14 protein-coding genes are annotated in these 16,650 nt (G+C 64.3%); 6 read left to right on the top strand and 8 right to left on the bottom strand.

Features of this window, described 5'->3' with window-relative positions; all coding sequences use genetic code 11:
• Positions 1 to 9: 9 nt before the first annotated feature.
• Complete coding sequence (gene aroB / locus C8J30_RS02025) at positions 10 to 1,125, bottom strand: 3-dehydroquinate synthase (protein WP_110804043.1); 1,116 nt, start codon at positions 1,123 to 1,125, stop codon at positions 10 to 12.
• Positions 1,126 to 1,689, bottom strand: a complete 564-nt coding sequence (locus C8J30_RS02020; protein WP_110804042.1) for a shikimate kinase — start codon at positions 1,687 to 1,689, stop codon at positions 1,126 to 1,128.
• A gap of 208 nt (positions 1,690 to 1,897) precedes the next feature.
• Here C8J30_RS02020 and C8J30_RS02015 point away from each other — a divergent pair, with 208 nt between their 5' ends.
• From C8J30_RS02015 to C8J30_RS02000, 4 genes are read left to right on the top strand one after another with little or no spacing between them, the layout of a single operon-like run.
• On the top strand, positions 1,898 to 2,158 hold the full coding sequence (locus tag C8J30_RS02015; RefSeq protein WP_110804041.1) for a hypothetical protein: 261 nt from the start codon (positions 1,898 to 1,900) through the stop codon (positions 2,156 to 2,158).
• Positions 2,148 to 3,719, top strand: coding sequence for a hypothetical protein (locus tag C8J30_RS02010; protein ID WP_146227849.1), 1,572 nt, complete (start codon positions 2,148 to 2,150; stop codon positions 3,717 to 3,719). Before C8J30_RS02015 ends, C8J30_RS02010 begins: the two co-directional genes overlap by 11 nt.
• On the top strand, positions 3,716 to 4,657 hold the full coding sequence (locus C8J30_RS02005) for a site-specific tyrosine recombinase XerD (RefSeq protein WP_110804039.1): 942 nt from the start codon (positions 3,716 to 3,718) through the stop codon (positions 4,655 to 4,657). Before C8J30_RS02010 ends, C8J30_RS02005 begins: the two co-directional genes overlap by 4 nt.
• A gap of 34 nt (positions 4,658 to 4,691) precedes the next feature.
• Entirely contained in the window at positions 4,692 to 6,011 is a 1,320-nt protein-coding gene (locus C8J30_RS02000; RefSeq protein WP_110804038.1) for an HlyC/CorC family transporter, read from the top strand.
• Positions 6,012 to 6,109: 98 nt separating this feature from the next.
• Here the strand turns inward: C8J30_RS02000 and C8J30_RS01995 are convergent, their stop codons facing one another.
• The 6 genes from C8J30_RS01995 to C8J30_RS01970 all read right to left on the bottom strand — a co-directional run bounded on the left by C8J30_RS01995 (position 6,110) and on the right by C8J30_RS01970 (position 14,017).
• Positions 6,110 to 7,666, bottom strand: a complete 1,557-nt coding sequence (locus tag C8J30_RS01995) for a trimethylamine methyltransferase family protein (RefSeq protein WP_110804037.1) — start codon at positions 7,664 to 7,666, stop codon at positions 6,110 to 6,112.
• Positions 7,667 to 7,736: 70 nt separating this feature from the next.
• Positions 7,737 to 8,822, bottom strand: coding sequence for an ABC transporter ATP-binding protein (locus C8J30_RS01990; RefSeq protein WP_110804036.1), 1,086 nt, complete (start codon positions 8,820 to 8,822; stop codon positions 7,737 to 7,739).
• The gene (locus tag C8J30_RS01985; RefSeq protein ID WP_110804035.1) at positions 8,815 to 10,440 is read right to left on the bottom strand and encodes an alpha-amylase family glycosyl hydrolase; all 1,626 of its coding nucleotides are present in this window, start codon (positions 10,438 to 10,440) and stop codon (positions 8,815 to 8,817) included. Before C8J30_RS01985 ends, C8J30_RS01990 begins: the two co-directional genes overlap by 8 nt.
• Positions 10,441 to 11,589, bottom strand: a complete 1,149-nt coding sequence (locus C8J30_RS01980) for a carbohydrate ABC transporter permease (RefSeq protein ID WP_110804034.1) — start codon at positions 11,587 to 11,589, stop codon at positions 10,441 to 10,443. It lies immediately after the preceding gene.
• A complete protein-coding gene (locus C8J30_RS01975; RefSeq protein WP_110804286.1) occupies positions 11,589 to 12,581 on the bottom strand; it encodes a carbohydrate ABC transporter permease in 993 nt (330 codons plus the stop codon). Before C8J30_RS01975 ends, C8J30_RS01980 begins: the two co-directional genes overlap by 1 nt.
• 80 nt (positions 12,582 to 12,661) lie before the next feature.
• On the bottom strand, positions 12,662 to 14,017 hold the full coding sequence (locus C8J30_RS01970) for an ABC transporter substrate-binding protein (RefSeq protein WP_110804033.1): 1,356 nt from the start codon (positions 14,015 to 14,017) through the stop codon (positions 12,662 to 12,664).
• Between the two features lie 272 nt (positions 14,018 to 14,289).
• Between C8J30_RS01970 and C8J30_RS01965 the strand changes: the two genes are divergently transcribed.
• Positions 14,290 to 15,324, top strand: a complete 1,035-nt coding sequence (locus C8J30_RS01965) for a LacI family DNA-binding transcriptional regulator (RefSeq protein ID WP_110804032.1) — start codon at positions 14,290 to 14,292, stop codon at positions 15,322 to 15,324.
• On the top strand, positions 15,321 to 16,649 hold the full coding sequence (locus C8J30_RS01960) for a GH1 family beta-glucosidase (protein WP_110804031.1): 1,329 nt from the start codon (positions 15,321 to 15,323) through the stop codon (positions 16,647 to 16,649). The genes C8J30_RS01965 and C8J30_RS01960 overlap by 4 nt, the downstream gene beginning before the upstream one ends.
• Position 16,650: the final 1 nt, after the last annotated feature.

Here is a 16,650-nt window from a genome sequence, read left to right as displayed (position 1 = left end):
ATTGACGTCTTAACGAAGATCCCGGCGCGCCAGCGCTTCGGTCAGCAGATCCTTCAGGACCTCGCGCGGCACGTCAGAGGTCACGAAAGCCTCGCCAATCCCCCGCGCGAGAATGAAGCGCAGCTTGCCGTCGAGCACTTTCTTGTCTTGCCCCATCAATGCGATCAGCCCATCGGCATCCGGCAATTCCCCTGGGATATCAGTCAGTTCCACCTTCATCTGCATGTCGCGCAGATGCGCCCGCACGCGCGAGGGCGCCTCTTGCGAACACAGGCCCAGCCGCTGCGACAGCTCAAACGCCAGCGCGCAGCCGATCGCCACGCCCTCGCCATGCAGCAGTCGGTCCGAATAGCCCGTCGCCGCCTCGAGCGCGTGGCAGAAGGTGTGGCCAAGGTTCAACAGCGCCCGATCGCCTTCCTCGGTCTCGTCGCGCGCGACAATGTCGGCCTTCATCTCGACCGAGCGCTTCACCGCATATTGCCGCAAAGCGCTGTCGCCCGCCGCCATCGCGGGGCCGTTCTTTTCGAGCCAGTCAAAGAAGGCGGCATCGCCCAGAAGCCCGTATTTCACCACCTCGCCATAGCCGGCGAGAAAATCGCGCGGCGTGAGCGTGTCGAGAAGCCCGATATCGGCCAGCACCAGCGAGGGTTGGTGAAACGCGCCGATCAGGTTTTTGCCCGCGGCGACGTTGATCCCGGTCTTGCCCCCGACCGAGCTGTCGACCTGCGCCAGCAGCGTCGTCGGGATCTGCACGAAGCGCACACCGCGGCGCAACACCGCCGATGCGAAGCCCACCAGATCGCCAATCACCCCGCCGCCAAAGGCAACGACGATATCCTTGCGCTCGACCTTTTGCGCCAGAAGCCATTCGCAGACCCGCTCGAAATGCGGCCAGCTTTTCGTGCCTTCGCCCGAAGGCAGCGTCATCGAGACCATCTCGACATCGCCAAGCCCCGCCCGTAGCGCCTCAAGATGCAACCGGGCCACGGTTTCGTCGGCCACCACCGCCACCTTGGGCTTGCGCAGCAAGGGCGCGATCTCTGCCCCCGCCTGCGCCAGCAGCCCGGCGCCGATCCGCACCTCGTAGGCGCGCGCGCCAAGTTCCACCTTCACCACTTCGGTCATTCAATCCTCCGCGAAAACCCCGGGTTCCGCCGTCAAAGCCTCGATCACCTTCTGCGCCATCTGCTCGATCGACAGCCCCGGCTCGGCCTCGACCGCCACCTGTGCCAGCGCATAGACGGGGTAACGCTTGTCGATCAATCCCGCGAGCGTCGCCTTGGGATCTGCCGTGCGCAAAAGCGGTCGCGTCGTCTTGTTCTTCACCCGGTTCCAGAGCAGCTCGAGTTCCGCCTTGAGCCAGACCGAGATCCCAAGCCGGGCGATCATCTCGCGGTTCGCCTCGGCCATGAAGGCCCCGCCACCGGTCGAGACGACACCGGGCGTGCCGGTCAGAAGCCGCTCGATCACTTCCGATTCGCGGGCGCGAAAGAACGGCTCGCCGTCGCGCTCGAAGATTTCGGCCACCGAGCGCTGCGCCGCCTTCACGATCTCTTCGTCGCTGTCGTGAAACGGCACCTTCAAGGCGCGCGCCAAAGCCGTGCCGACCGCGGTCTTGCCCGCGCCCATCATCCCCACCAGCACGATCGTCTTTTGCAGACGCGGGTGAACTCCCTCTTCCCCGGCCACGCTTCCTCCCCGGTCCCGCCTCTGACGGGCGCTTGCGCATTCGTGATCTTTGCGCCCCTCAATGGCGTGAACTTTGCCGAAATGCCATATATAATCTTGCCAGCGCGACGTTTCGGCGGCATCCCCGCAGGTGCGACGCCCGAATGCGGCAGCTCCCGTTTCCGGCGAAAACGATCGAAGACGACCATAAAGACAAGAAAGCAGACACATGGGGCGCATATTCAAGGCCATCCTCGTTCTTCTCGTGGCGGCGGTGCTCGGAACGCTGGGCTATGCCTATTTCGGTGACATGAGCGCCGAGCCGGTTGAAATCCGTACTCCCGTCGCCCTGCCCGATCTTGCCCCGGCGCCGGGTTCGGTTGCGCCTGTGGTCCCCGAGACCGCGATGGCGCCCGCTGCGCCCGCCGATGCGAGCGCCCCGCAATCGGGTGCCGCGCCCGCAGCCGCGGGGGCGGGGCTTGACGATTGAGCACCGCCTGCTGCTGAGCCTGACGCTCGGTCTTCTCTCCTCCGGTGTGGCTGTCGCCGAACCACCAATGTCGGCGATCGACTGGCTTTCGACCTCCGTCAGTGTGGCGCGGCCGGGCAACGGGTCGGCCGCCGTCTTGCCCCCCGTTGCGGGTGAGGCCCCGGTGTCGGGTGTCGGCACGCTTGAGAATATCGGGGTCGCCTCGCTCGATTCGCCGCTTAGCGCCGACAGCCTGGGCCTGCTTTCCGCCAGCCGCATCGGTCTGCCGCGCGGGCTTTGGGGGGCGACGCCCGAGGTCGATCTGGCCGCCGCCCTGCGCAAGGAGCGTCTTGATACGCTTCCCGCCGTGCAGGGGTTCCTTTTGGAGCTGATGCTCGCCGAACTCGATCCGCCGATCACCCCGGCGCCCGAGGGCAAGAACGTGCTGTTCCTGGCCCGGATCGATCGTCTGCTGGATCTTGGCGCGCTGGATCAGGCGATGGCGCTGCTCGAGCAGGCCGAACCTTCCGACCCCGAAATCTTCCGGCGCCGCTTCGATGTTGCGCTGCTGCTCGGTCAGGAAGACCATGCCTGTGAAATCATGGAGAAATCGCCCGCGGTTGCGCCCTCGTATCCGGCGCGGATCTATTGTCTGGCACGGCGCAGCAATTGGGATGCGGCGATGCTGACGCTGGGCACCGGACAGGCGCTGGGTCAGATCGACAGCGAGACGGCGACGCTGCTGCAGCGGTTTCTGGACGATGCCGGGGCCGATGGCGCCCCCGATCTGCCGCCGCCCGCGCGGCCCAATCCGCTCAGCTTCCGGCTGATGGAGGCGGTCGGCCAGCCGATGGCGACGACGACCCTGCCCGTCGCTTTCGCGCATTCCGACCTGCGCGCCAATGCCGGCTGGAAGACGCAACTCGAAGCTGCCGAACGCCTGACCCGCATGGGGGTGCTTGATCCGAACCAGCTTCTGGGGCTTTACACGCAGGATCGCGCTTCTGCGTCGGGCGGGGTATGGGATCGCGTTACGCTTATTTCGCAATTGGATAGCGCCCTTTCTGCAAGTGATGTGGACCGTGTCGACACGGTTTTGCCGCAAGCTTGGGCGGTGATGCAGGATCAGGAACTCGAAACCGCCTTTGCCGAGATGTTCGCCCCTCGGCTGCAAAATCTGCCGCTGACCGGTGCGGCGAAGACCCTTGCGCTGCGCATGGCGCTGCTCACCAGCGATTTCGACAAGGTCGCGCAAACTTGGCCCGAGGCGGCCAGTGCCGAACCGCTGCTGATCGCGGTGGCGCGCGGCGATACCTCGCAGATCCCGGCACAGGATCTGCTGGCGCTGACGGTGAAGCGGGTCTTCGATGCACCGCCGAAAGCGGTTCCAGAGGCCTATGCGACCCTCGTTCCCGACCGTCTGGGCGAGGCGCTGCTCTCGGCCGTCGATGACATTTCGGAAGGCGCCAAGGGCGATCCGCGGCGGCTCGAGGCCGGGCTGATCCTTCTGCGCAAGGTCGGGCTCGAAACCCTGGCCCGTCGCACCGCGCTGCAACTGATCATTCTGGAGCGGCGCGGATGATCCGCCTCACCCCGCGCGAACGGATCGCTGTCTTTCTGGAGGCGCAATCCGCCGAAGCCGGGGCCGCGCGCAACACGATCGACGCCTATGGCCGCGATCTGGTCGATTTCATCGATTTTGCGGCGGCAAAAGGCTTTGATCTGATGACGCTCGGCCGCGACGCGGTCGAAACCTGGCTCATTCGGCTTGAAGCCGAGGGGTTGGCAAAGTCGACGCGGGCGCGGCGGCTGTCGGCGGTGAAGCAATTCTACCGCTTCGCCTATGACGAAGGCTGGCGCGAGGACAATCCGACGCTGCAGATTTCCGGTCCCGGCAAGGCAAAGCGCCTGCCGAAGACGCTGAGTGTCGAGGAGGTCGAGGCGCTTCTGGACGCCGGGCGCGATCAGGGCCGCACCGCCGCCGAACAGATCCGCAACCGCTGCCTGATGGAACTGCTCTATGCGACCGGCATGCGGGTCAGCGAACTCGTCGGCCTGCCGGTCTCGGCGGCGCGCGGCAATCCCGCGATGCTGATGGTGCGCGGCAAGGGCGACAAGGAGCGGATGGTGCCGCTGTCGCATCCCGCGCGCGAGGCGCTGGCGGCCTGGCTCGTCACTCGGGATGCTGCCGAGGAAGAGGCGCGGATCGCCCGCAAGACCCCGCCCTCGCGCTATCTTTTCCCGTCCACGGGGAAAGAGGGGCACCTGACCCGGCAGGCCTTCCATGCGCTGTTGAAAGATATCGCCCTTGCGGCGGGCCTCGATCCGGCGCGAGTAACACCGCACGTGCTGCGCCATGCCTTTGCGACGCATCTGCTGCAAGGCGGCGCCGATCTTCGGGTGATCCAGACGCTGCTCGGCCATGCCGATCTCTCGACGACGGAGATCTACACCCATGTCCTCGACGAACGGCTGAAAGAGCTGGTGCTGGGCCATCACCCCCTGGCCGGCAAGACTTGATCCCATCGCGGCAAGGCCGCATCATCACTGCATCATGAGCACTTTCATCGCCTTTCTCGACACGACCTTCTGGATCAACGCCGCGGCCATCGCGGTTCTGCTGATGATCTCGGCCTTCTGCTCCGGGTCCGAAACCGCGCTTACCGCAGCCTCGCGGGCGAAATTGCGTGCCCGGGCCGACAAAGGCGAACAGGGCGCGGCCGCCGCGCTGCGGGTGACCGAGGACAGCGAGCGGCTGATCGGCTCGCTGCTTCTGGGCAACAACGTCGTCAACATCCTCTCGGCCTCGCTGGCGACCGCACTGCTGACCCGCATTTTCGGCCATTCCGGCGTGGCGCTGGCGACGCTGGTGATGACCGCCCTCGTGCTGATCTTCGCCGAGGTGCTGCCGAAAACCTGGGCCATCGCCAATCCCGAGACCGTGGCGGCCCGGGTGGCGCGACTGGTGCGCATCCTGATCGTGGTGCTCAGCCCGATCGTGTCGGTCGTGCGCGGCATCGTGCGCGGCATCCTTTGGATCTTTGGCCATCGCACCGATGCGAACCAGAACATGTTCTCGATCCATGAAGAGATCGCCGGGGCGCTGGCGCTTGGCACCTCCGAGGGGACGGTGGACAAGGCCGACCGCGACCGCCTGCTGGGGGCGCTCGATCTCGGCAATCGCACCGTCGAAGAGATCATGCGCCACCGCAGCCAGATCGAGATGATCGACGCCGAGGACGACCCGAACGAGGTTCTGGCGCAGGTTCTTGCCTCGCCCCACACTCGGCTTCCGCTCTACAAGGGCGAGCGGGAAAATGTCGTCGGCATCCTGCATGCCAAGGACCTTCTGCGCGCGGTCGAGCGTTTCCTGCGCACGGGGGATGGCAAGCTCGACTCCGTCTCCGACCTTGACGTGATGAAGGTCGCGATGAAGCCCTATTTCATCCCCGAGACAACTCCGCTCGACGAACAGATGCGGGAATTTCTCAAGCGGCGCACGCACTTCGCGCTCGTTGTTGATGAATATGGCGACCTCAAGGGGCTGTTGACCCTCGAAGACATCCTTGAAGAAATCGTCGGCGAGATCACCGATGAATTCGACCCCAAGGGCGAACGGCAACTGAAACCGACCGAGACGGGCGATTACATCGTCGATGGCGCGATGACGATCCGCGACCTGAACCGCGAAACCGACTGGGCGCTGCCCGATGACGAGGCGAACACGGTCGCGGGCCTCGTGATCCACGAGGCGCAGACCATCCCCGAGGTCGGGCAGGTCTTCTCGTTCCACGGCTTCCGCTTTGAAGTCGCCGCCCGCAAGGACAACCGGATCAGCCAACTGCGCATCCGCCCGCTTGACGCGGGGCAATAGCTCCTTCAGGGCCGCAAATCAAAAGGCGCCCCGACCGGAGCGCCTTTTATCTGCCTCAAATATCCCGGGGGTGCGGGGACAGCGCCCCCGCCCGCGGCTCAGAGGAACGCGTCAGGAACCGACGCCTTTTTCTTCGCCACATATTCAGCCAGCGCCTCGTTGACGCCCGGATCGATCGCCGGTGCCTGATAGTCGCCGAGCATCTTCTTCACCCGAACGCTCGCCAGCGTCGCGGTGTCGCGCGCGCCTTCCTCGTCCCAGGTCTCGAAGGGCTTGTAGTCGAACAGGTCGGTCTTCCAGAAGGCCTCCTTGAAGTTCGACTGGGTGTGACCACAGCCAAGGAAGTGACCGCCCGGGCCGACCTCGCGCAAAGCATCCATCGCCTGCCCGTTCGCGCTCATGTCGACGCCCGCCGCCAAGCGATGCAGCACGCCGAGCTGATCGGCATCCATCACATATTTCTCGTAGGACGAGACCAGACCGCCTTCGAGCCAGCCGCAGGCATGCAGCATGAAGTTCACGCCCGCGAGCAGACCGATGTTCAGCGTGTTCGCGGTTTCATAGGCCGCCTGCGCATCGGGCAGTTTCGAGCCGCAGAACGAGCCCGCCGAACGGAACGGCAGGTTCATCCGCCGTGCCAGCTGCCCGGCGCCCAGCGTGATCTGCGCCGCTTCCGGCGTGCCGAAGGTCGGCGCGCCCGAGTTCATGTCGATGGAGGTCACGAAAGCCCCGAAAATCACCGGCGCGCCCTTGCGGATGATCTGGCTGTAGGCCACGGCGACCATCACCTCGGCCAGCACCTGCGTCAGCGTGCCCGCGACCGTCACCGGCGCCATCGCGCCACCGACGATGAAGGGCGAAACGATGCAGGCCTGGTTCGCCGCCGCATAGACTTCCAGCGCGTCCATCATGATCGGATCGAAGGTCAGCGGCGAGTTGATGTTGACGAGCGAGGTCATCACCGTGTTCTCGTCGACGAATTTCTCGCCGAAGAGGATCTTCGACATCTCGATCGAGTCGACACAGCGCGAGCGTTCGGTGACCGAGCCCATGTAGGGCTTGTCCGACAGCGTCATGTGCGCGTGCAGCATGTCGAGGTGGCGCTTGTTCACCGCCACGTCGGTCGGTTCGCAAACCGTGCCGCCCGAGTGATGCAGATATTTCGACATCTGGCCGAGTTTGACGAAATTGCGGAAATCGGCAATCGTCGCATAGCGGCGGCCACCTTCCAGATCGCGCACGAAGGGCGGCCCGTAAACCGGTGCAAGCACAAGGTTTTTCCCGCCAATGGTAACATTGCGGTCGGGGTTGCGGGCATGCTGCACGAAGCTCGACGGCGCGGTCTTGCACAATTCGCGCGCAAGGCCTTTCGGGAAGCGCACGCGCTCGCCCTGCACATCGGCGCCCACGGCACGCCAGCGGTCGAGCGCGGCCGGGTTCTCGACGAAATTGACGCCGATCTGTTCCAGCACCGTCTCGGCATTGGCTTCGATGATCTGGAGCGCTTCCTCGTTCAGGATCTCGAGGTTCGGGATGTTGCGCTCGATATATTTGGCGAATTCGACCCGCACCGCGGTGCGTTCGGCCCGCCGGGCCGCCCCGCCGCCGCCGCGCGCCCGCCGCCCGCCTGCCGCCTGTTCGATCTCTTCGCTCATCGCGCACCTCCGCTTGGGTCTGTCCCGGTTTTACCCGACGCTTGCCGACATCCATGCGCGTTTTGCGACATCAGCGATAAAGAAGCGACCGTCCGGCGTGGAACAGATGCACCTTTTCCGGCGCAGCGGTCAGGCCGACCGTGCTGTGACGCAAACCGGCATGGATCCCGGGCAGTTTCGCAACCATATGCGGTTCCCCGGGCTTGGCCGCGAAGTAAAGCAGCGTCACCTCGCCGAGCGCCTCGACGATCTCGACAACGCCAGTAAACAGTCCGCCTTCTGTGATCACAGTCAGATCCTCGGGTCGAACGCCAATATTCACCCGCAGCCCAAGGTCGGCCGGGCTCGTGGGTACGGTCGAGCGCGCGGTGCCGCCATCGTCCAGCGCCACCACCGTCACCGCCCCGGTTTCACGGATCACCCCGGGCAGCAGATTCATCTGCGGGGAACCAATAAACTGCGCGACGAACTCGGTTTCGGGTTTTTCGTAAAGCTCGAGCGGGGTGCCGACTTGCGCGATTCCCTTGTTCGCCAGCACGACAATGCGGCTGGCCAGCGTCATCGCCTCGACCTGATCATGGGTGACATAGATCATCGTCCGCTCGGGCATCGCCTCTTTCAGCTGCGCGATCTCGATCCGCGTCGCCACCCGCAGCGCGGCATCAAGGTTTGAGAGCGGTTCGTCGAACAGATAGACCTTGGGATCGCGCACGATCGCCCGGCCAATGGCCACGCGCTGGCGCTGCCCGCCCGAAAGCGCCTTCGGCAGCCGGTCGAGATAGGGCGTCAACTGCAGGATGCGCGCGGCGTTTTCAACAGCCTTGTCAATATCTTGCCGGGTCTTCTTCGCAATCTTCAAGGCAAATTCCATGTTCTGGCGCACAGTCATATGCGGGTAAAGCGCATAGGATTGGAACACCATCGCAATGCCGCGCTGCGCGGGCGGCATGTCGTTCACCCGCACGCCATCGATCCGCAATTCGCCCGCGCTGATCCGCTCGAGCCCCGCGATCATCCGCAGCAGCGTCGACTTTCCGCAGCCCGAGGGGCCGACGAAAACGATCAACTCCCCGGCTTTGATATCGAGGTTGATGTCCCGCAGCACGTCCACTTCGCCATAGGATTTGCCGACGCGCGTGAGTTTGAGATCAGCCATGGTGCTCTCCGCGCCGCCTCAGGATCGCCAAGTCCCAAGCGCCAAGGTCGAGTTTCCCCCCTTCTGGCGCGGAGCCATCGACCGCCTCCCAATCGCCCGGACAGCTGACAGAGGACGGATTATCGGTCAGGTTGAAAATGCAAAGCAATTCCGTTTCGCCCTCGGAGCGGATGAATGAGAGAACACCAGCCTTGGTTTCGATCGCTGTCATCGCGCCTTTTTGCAGCGCCGGATGGGCATGACGCAGAGCGATGGCCTTGCGGTAATGATGGATGAGCGCCCCGGAATCTCCTTGGACGACATCGGGAGCCAAGGCGCAATGCGCCGCCGAAACGGGCAACCACGGCTTCACGCTTGAAAACCCGCCCTGCGGGTCGTTGCCTTGCCAGACCATCGGCGTCCGGCACCCGTCTCGCCCCTTGAACTCGGGCCAGAATTCCTTGCCATAGGGGTCCTGCAGGTCCTCGTAGGCGATCTCGGCCTCGGGCAGACCGAGTTCCTCGCCCTGATAGAGGCAGACCGAGCCGCGCAAGCACATCAGTAACGTCGTGTAGCAGCGCGCCGCCGGGTCGGTGAGACTCCAACGCGTGATGTGGCGCACGACATCATGGTTCGAATAGGCCCAGCAGGCCCAGCCTTCAGGAGCGACCTCCGCGACCTTGCGGAAGACCTCGGCGATGTCATCGGCACCGAGCGCGGCATGGCCCGAGAGCAACTCGAAGGCATAGGACATCTGCATCGCATCGGGGCCCGAGGTGTATTCGCCCAGGATCTCGAGGCCCCGCTGGCTGTCGCCGATCTCGCCCACGGCGGCGGCATTGTAGCCATCCATCAACTTGCGCAATTTCCGCAGGAAAACAATGTTCTGTGGGTGGTTCTTGTCGTAGATGTGACGTTGGTGGTTGTAGGGATTGACCTTGGGCGCGGTCTGATCGTTGCGTTCCTCCGGTGGCAGCGGCGGATTATTGCGCAACTCGGAATCATGCATGTAGAAGTTGATCGTATCGAGCCGGAAGCCATCGACGCCCCGATCAAGCCAGAACTTCGCCACGCCCAGAAGCGCCTCCTGCACCTCGGGGCAATGGAAATTCAGGTCGGGCTGCGAGGTCAGGAAGTTGTGCAGATAGTACTGCTCGCGCCGGGCATCCCACTGCCACGCCGGACCGCCAAAGATCGAGAGCCAGTTGTTCGGCGCGGTACCATCGGGTTTCGGCTCGGCCCAGACATACCAGTCGGATTTCGGGTTCACCCGGCTCTGGCGGCTTGATTTGAACCACGGATGCGCGTCGGAGCTGTGCGACAGCACCAGGTCGATCAGCACCTTCAGCCCCAGGTCATGTGCCCGCGCGATCAGCGCATCGAAATCGGTCAGCGTGCCGAACAGCGGATCAACGTCGCAATAGTCGCTGACGTCATAGCCGAAATCCTTCATCGGCGAGGTGAAGAAGGGCGAAATCCAGATCGCATCGACGCCAAGCCCGGCCACATGATCGAGCCGCCGGGTGATCCCGGGCAGATCGCCGACCCCGTCGCCATTCGTGTCCTGAAAGCTGCGCGGGTAGATCTGATAGATCACCGCGCCGCGCCACCAGTCGGGGGATTTTTCAAGGAAGGTCATTCAGCCACCTTTCACCGAGCCGGCCAGAAGACCGCGCACGAGATATTTCTGCAACGCAAAGAAAACGATAAGCGGCACGGCGATCGAAACGAAGGCCGAGGCCGCGAGAATTTCCCAGTCGCCCCCGCGCGAGCCCAGAAGCGCGCGCAGGGCTCCGGTCATCACCTGTGTATCGGTCGCATTGCCAAGGAAGACGGTGGCTACCAGCAGATCGTTCCAGACCCAGAGGAACTGGAAGATCGCAAAGGAAGCCAGCGCCGGGAACGAGAGCGGCAAGACGATGCGGCGGAAGATCTGGAACTCCGTCGCGCCGTCGACGCGGGCGGATTCGATGATCTCGCGCGGCAGACCGACCATGTAGTTGCGCAAAAGGTAAATGGCGAGCGGCAGGCCGAAGCCGGTATGGGCGAGCCAGATGCCGAGGTAACTCTGGTTCAGGCCGATCTGGTTGTGGAGTTTCAAAAGCGGGATCAGCGCCAGCTGCAAAGGCACGACCAACAGGCCGACGATGGTCGCGACCAGAAGCGCGCGGCCCGGAAACCGCATCCAGGCCAGCGCATAAGCGGCGAAGGCCGCGATCAGAATCGGGATCACCGTGGCCGGGATCGTCACCGTCATCGTGTTCAGAAATGCCCGCCCGATCCCCTCGGCTGTGATCACACGAGCATAATTCCCGGTCGTCAGACGCGGCGGGGCCACGGTCGTGACGAAGATCCGCATGCCCCGACCCTCGGGGAAGGCCGTGGGCGAGGTCAGCCGATAATCGCCCTTGTCCGAAACCGTCAAGCGTTGGCCATCCTTAAGCTCGGCGATGTCTCCGGGCTGATAGGCGGCGGGCGCCTTTGACGAAACACCCCAGGATTTCAGCTCAGCTTTCGACGGCAACACATTGCCGGATATGACGAAAACATCGCCCTCCTGTACTTGGTCCGCAGCCGTTCCCGCCCGCACGAAATCGTTGGCTGTGGACGAAAAGGCCGCCCGCCACCAGCCCGAGGTGATGATCTGGTCGCGGTCCCGAAAAGACGAGACGAGCAAACCCACGGTTGGGATTGTCCACAGCAGCACCAGCGCCGCCGCCGCGATATTCACCGCCCAGACGAGCGCTGCCGACCGCCCCGCCGCGCCGTCTTCGACCCGGTCATTCATCAGCGCATCTCCCGGTTCGCGTTGCGAATGTTCCAGATCATGATCGGCGTCACCAGAAGCATGATCACCAGCGCCACGGTCGAGGCCCGGCCCGAGTCATTCGCCCGAAACATCCAGTCGAACATCAGGTTCGCCATCACCTGCGTGCCCCATTGTCCGTTCGTCATCGTCAGCACGATGTCGAAGACCTTCAGCACGGTGATGGTGATCGTGGTCCAGACGACGGCGATCGTACCCCAGATCTGCGGCACCTTGATCCGGAAGAAGATCTGCAGCGGCGTCGCGCCGTCGATCGTCGCTGCCTCGACCGTTTCCTCGGGGATGCCGCGCAGCGCCGCCGAAAGGATCACCATCGCGAAGCCGGTCTGGATCCAGATCAGCACGACCATCAGCAGGATCGAGTTCCACCCGGGCACCGTCAACCAAGCTTGCGCCGTGCCGCCCAGATGCGTGACCAGAGCGGACAGAAGGCCGATCTCGGGTTGCCCCTCGCCGCGGTAGTCATAGACGAATTTCCACACCACCGCCGCGCCGACAAAGGACACCGCCATCGGCATGAAGATCAGCGATTTCGCGAGGTTCCCCCAGCGGATGCGATCGGTCAAGGCGGCGGCGATCAGCCCGCACAAGGTCGAGAAGCTTGGCACAACAACGAGCCACAAGGCATTGTTGCGCAAGGATTCATGGAACTTGCTGTCGGCAAGGAGCCAGCGGTAGTTGGCGAGCCCCACAAAGGCATCGCCGCGGGTGTCATGAAAGGACAGCCAGATCGACACGAAGATCGGATAGACGAGATAGACCCCAAGCGCGATCAGCGCCGGACCCAGAAAAAGCCACGGCCGGATCGCTGCGGCCAAGGCCAGATTGCGACCGATTTTCTCGCCCCGTGGCGGCAGCGCGGCGTCGAGCGCAAGGTTCGAGAGCCAGAACCACCCCACACAGCCGAAAACGCCGATGACGATCGTCGACAGCGCCGAGACGGCTTGCGTCATCAAAGACTGATCCATCCGCCCTCCCCGGAACGACCTCGCCGCGCCGGGGCATGTTCCCGAACATGCCCCGATTTTTCAGCTCACTTGATCGCGTCCCAGGATTTCTGGATCTCGGCCGCGACCGTGGCAGACTCCTTGCCACCCACATAATCGACCATGCCGGTCCAGAACGTGCCCGCGCCCACCGCGCCCGGCATCAGGTCAGACCCGTCAAACCGGAAAGTCGAGGCGTTGAGCAGAATGTCCCCCATCTTTTTCAGCGTCGCATCGCCATAGACTTCGGGGTTCACCGTCTTCAGCGGCGTCAGAAATCCGGTCCGCGCCATCCAGACCTCATGCGCGATCGGCGTTTGCAGGAACTCGAAGAAGGCCTTTGCCGCGGCGGTCTCATGCGTCATCACGAAGACCGTGCCCGCCCCCAGCACCGGCTTGCCCAGATCCTTGCCCGCATAGGCCGGGAAGTAGAAGAAATCGGCATCCTCGCCGATCTTCGTCCCCTCGGGGAAGAAGCTCGGGATGAAGGAGGCCTGCCGGTGCATGTAGCACTGCGGCGGACTTACGAAGAGGCCCTTCGGGCTGTCGCGGAAATCGGTCGAGCCGACGGCGCCCGCGCCACCCGCGACGAATTTGTCATTCTTCGCGAACCAGCCAAAATCGTCGATCGCCGTCAGGACCTTGGGATCGGTAAACTTGAGCGCATTCGTCGTCCAGGCGTCGTAATCCGCCGGCGTGTTGTCGCGCAGCATCATGTCCTCGACCCAGTCGGTCGCGGGCCAGCCCGTCGCGGGACCGGAGCCCAGCCCGATGCACCAGGGCGTACCACCGTCGGCGACGATCTTCTCGGTCAGCGCTTTCAACTCTTCCATCGTCTGCGGGACCTCATAGCCCGCATCCTCGAAATTCTCCGGGCTGTACCAGACGAGCGATTTCAGATCGACCTTGTAGAACAGGCCGTAAAGCGCCTTCTTGCCATCCGGCCCGGCATAGGTGCCCAGATCGACCCAGGATTGCCCCGCGGCATAATTCTCGGCCAGCCATTTCTGCGTCGCCTCGCCCAAGGGGGTCAGCTTGCCACGCTTCGCCAGATCGGCCGCCAGACCGGGCTGCGGCACCACCGCGATATCGGGCGGCGATCCGGCCTCGACGTTGACCATGATCCGCTGCTCGAAGCCGTCGCCGCCGTTATATTCGACGCTCGCCCCCGTCGCGGCCTCGAAGGTCGCCAGCACCGATTCGAACAGCTCCTTGTCGACACCGCCCCAGGGGCCATCGATCACCAGCTTCTGCCCGTCCAGAGCGTGACTCGCCTTGAAGCTGTCGAAACTATCCCAATGGAACCGGGAATCTTCCCCCGGAACAAACTTCATCTGGTGCGCAAAAGCAGCCGAGGTGGCGAGCGCAAGCACCGCTGCGCTCAGCAAAAGATGTTTCGTCATTGCGTCCTCCCGAGACCGGGCCGAAGGCCCTTTGCCGCTGCGGCCCGAGGCGGATCCGACTCGCCACCAAAGCGCTTTGGATGCCAAAAGCGTCCCTTAATCCCCTTTCAAAGTCAATCGAAACGGCAGGTGCAGGCGCAGAAAATAAGGACCCAAATGCTGCTTGCGCAGCAATTTTCAGAACTTGCGGGAACGATTGACGCGGCGCGGCTGGCGGGGGTAGGCTCAGCGCATTCAAACCGCTTTGAATTGCGGAGAAACCGGACCCCACCATGAACCTCAAGGATCTCGCGCAGCATCTGGGGCTTTCGCCGACCACGGTCAGCCGCGCCCTGAACGGTTTTCCCGAAGTGGCTGAGGCCACCCGGGTCCGGGTCGAGGCGGCCGCGCGCGAATACAACTACAGGCCGAACACGCAGGCCAAGCGCCTTGCCACCGGGCGCGCGATGGCGATCGGCCATGTGATCCCGATTTCCACCCAGCACGAGATCGTCAACCCGGTCTTCGCCGATTTCATCGCCGGCGCGGGCGAGGTCTATGCGCGGGCGGGCTACGACATGCTTCTGACCATCGTGCCCGATGCGGAGCAGGAGCGCGCCTATCGCGAGATCCGCTCCAAGGGCAATGTCGACGGCATCATCGTGCATGGCCCACGGGCGGGCGATCCGCGCATTGCCCTGCTTGAGGATCTTGGCCTGCCCTTCGTCGTACATGGCCGCGCTTCGGGCATCACCCGCCCCTATGCCTTTGTGGATGTGAACAATTCCCGCGCTTTCGAGCGCGCGACGCGGTTCCTGCTCGACCTCGGGCATCGCCGCATCGCGCTGGTGAACGGGATCGAGGCGATGGATTTCGCCCTGCGGCGGCGGCGCGGGTTCGAGCGTGCGCTGGCGGCAGCCGATCTCTCGCCCGATCCGCGGCTGATGGTGGCGGGCGAAATGACCGAGGCGCAGGGCCATGATGCCGCCCGCGCGATGCTGCGCCTGAGCGCGCCGCCGACGGCTTTCCTGACCTCGTCGCTGCTGTCCGCGATGGGCGTGCGCCGCGCGCTTTGGGAGGACGGTCTGGTGATGGGCCGCGATGTCTCGATCGTCACCCATGACGACGAACTCGGCTATCTGAGGAACGGCGCCGAGGAGCCGATCTTCACCGCCACCCGCTCTTCCGTCCGCGAGGCCGGGCGGCGCTGTGCCACGATGTTGCTGCGCATGATCGAATCCCCGCCGCCCGAGCCCGCCTCGGAACTGCTCGAAGCAGTTCTGGTGGTCGGCGGCTCCACTGGCCCCGCCCCCGGAGGTGCCACATGACCGCCCTGCCCCCACGCTCCGCCTTTCCGCCCGGGTTCCTCTTCGGCGCCGCCACCTCCTCCTATCAGATCGAAGGGCACGGTTTTGGCGGCGCCGGTCCGACGCATTGGGACACGTTCGCCGCAACGCCCGGCAATGTGAAAGGCGCCGAGACCGGCGCGCGCGCCTGCGATCACTATCACCGCTGGGCCGAGGATCTCGACCTTGTGGCGGCGGCAGGCTTTGAGTCCTATCGTTTTTCCACCTCCTGGGCGCGGGTTCTGCCCGAGGGGCGCGGCACGGTGAATGCCGAGGGGCTCGATTTCTACGACCGCCTTGTCGATGGCATGCTGGAACGCGGGTTGAAACCGGCGCTCACGCTCTATCACTGGGAACTGCCCGCGGCGCTGGCGGATCTGGGCGGCTGGCGCAACCGTGACGTGGCGCAGTGGTTTGGTGATTTCACCCGGATCATCGCGCGACGGCTCGGCGACCGGATCTGGTCGACCGCCCCGATCAACGAGCCGTGGTGCGTCGGCTGGCTCTCGCATTTCCTTGGGCTTCATGCGCCGGGCCTGCGCGACATCCGGGCCACCGCGCGGGCGATGCATCACCTCTGCCTCGCGCATGGAACCGCGATCGGTGTGCTGCGCGCCGAGGGGCTGACGAACCTTGGCGCCGTGTGCAATTTCGAACACGCCCTGCCCGCTTCGCAAAGCCCGGAATGCGAAACTGCGGCAAAGCGTTACGATGCGATCTTTAATCGCTTCTTTGTCGAGGCGATGTTCCTTGGCCGCTACCCGGAAGAGGTCCTCGACGGCTTCGCCCCGCATCTGCCGCGGGGCTGGGAGGAGGATTTCGCGACCATCACCGCGCCGCTCGACTGGTTCGGCGTCAACTATTACACCGCCAAGCGCATCGCCCCCGCCGCGGGCCCCTGGCCCGGCACCGCCGAACGGCCCGGGCCGCTGCCGAAGACCGCTTTGGGGTGGGAAATCTGCCCCGAGGGGCTGAGCCATATCCTGACCCGGCTGCACCACGATTACACAGGCGCGACGCCGCTTTACGTCACCGAAAACGGCATGGCGGCCGAGGATCCTCTGGTCCACGGCCTGTGCATCGACGAGGACCGCATCGCCTATCTTGCCGCGCATCTGCACGCCTGCCGCGACGCCATCGCAGCGGGGGTGCCGCTTTCCGGCTATTATGCGTGGTCGCTGCTCGACAATTACGAATGGGCCGAGGGCTATGAGGGCCGCTTCGGTCTTGTCCATGTTGATTTCGAAAGCTTGCAGCGCACCCCCAAGGCGTCCTATCACGCCTTGAGCAAGGCTTTGGAGCGCTAAC

The sequence above is a fragment of the Rhodobacter viridis genome (genome assembly GCF_003217355.1).
In the GTDB taxonomy this organism is placed as follows: Bacteria; Pseudomonadota; Alphaproteobacteria; order Rhodobacterales; family Rhodobacteraceae; genus Rhodobacter; species Rhodobacter viridis.
This window is presented reverse-complemented; position numbering and strand designations above follow the sequence as displayed.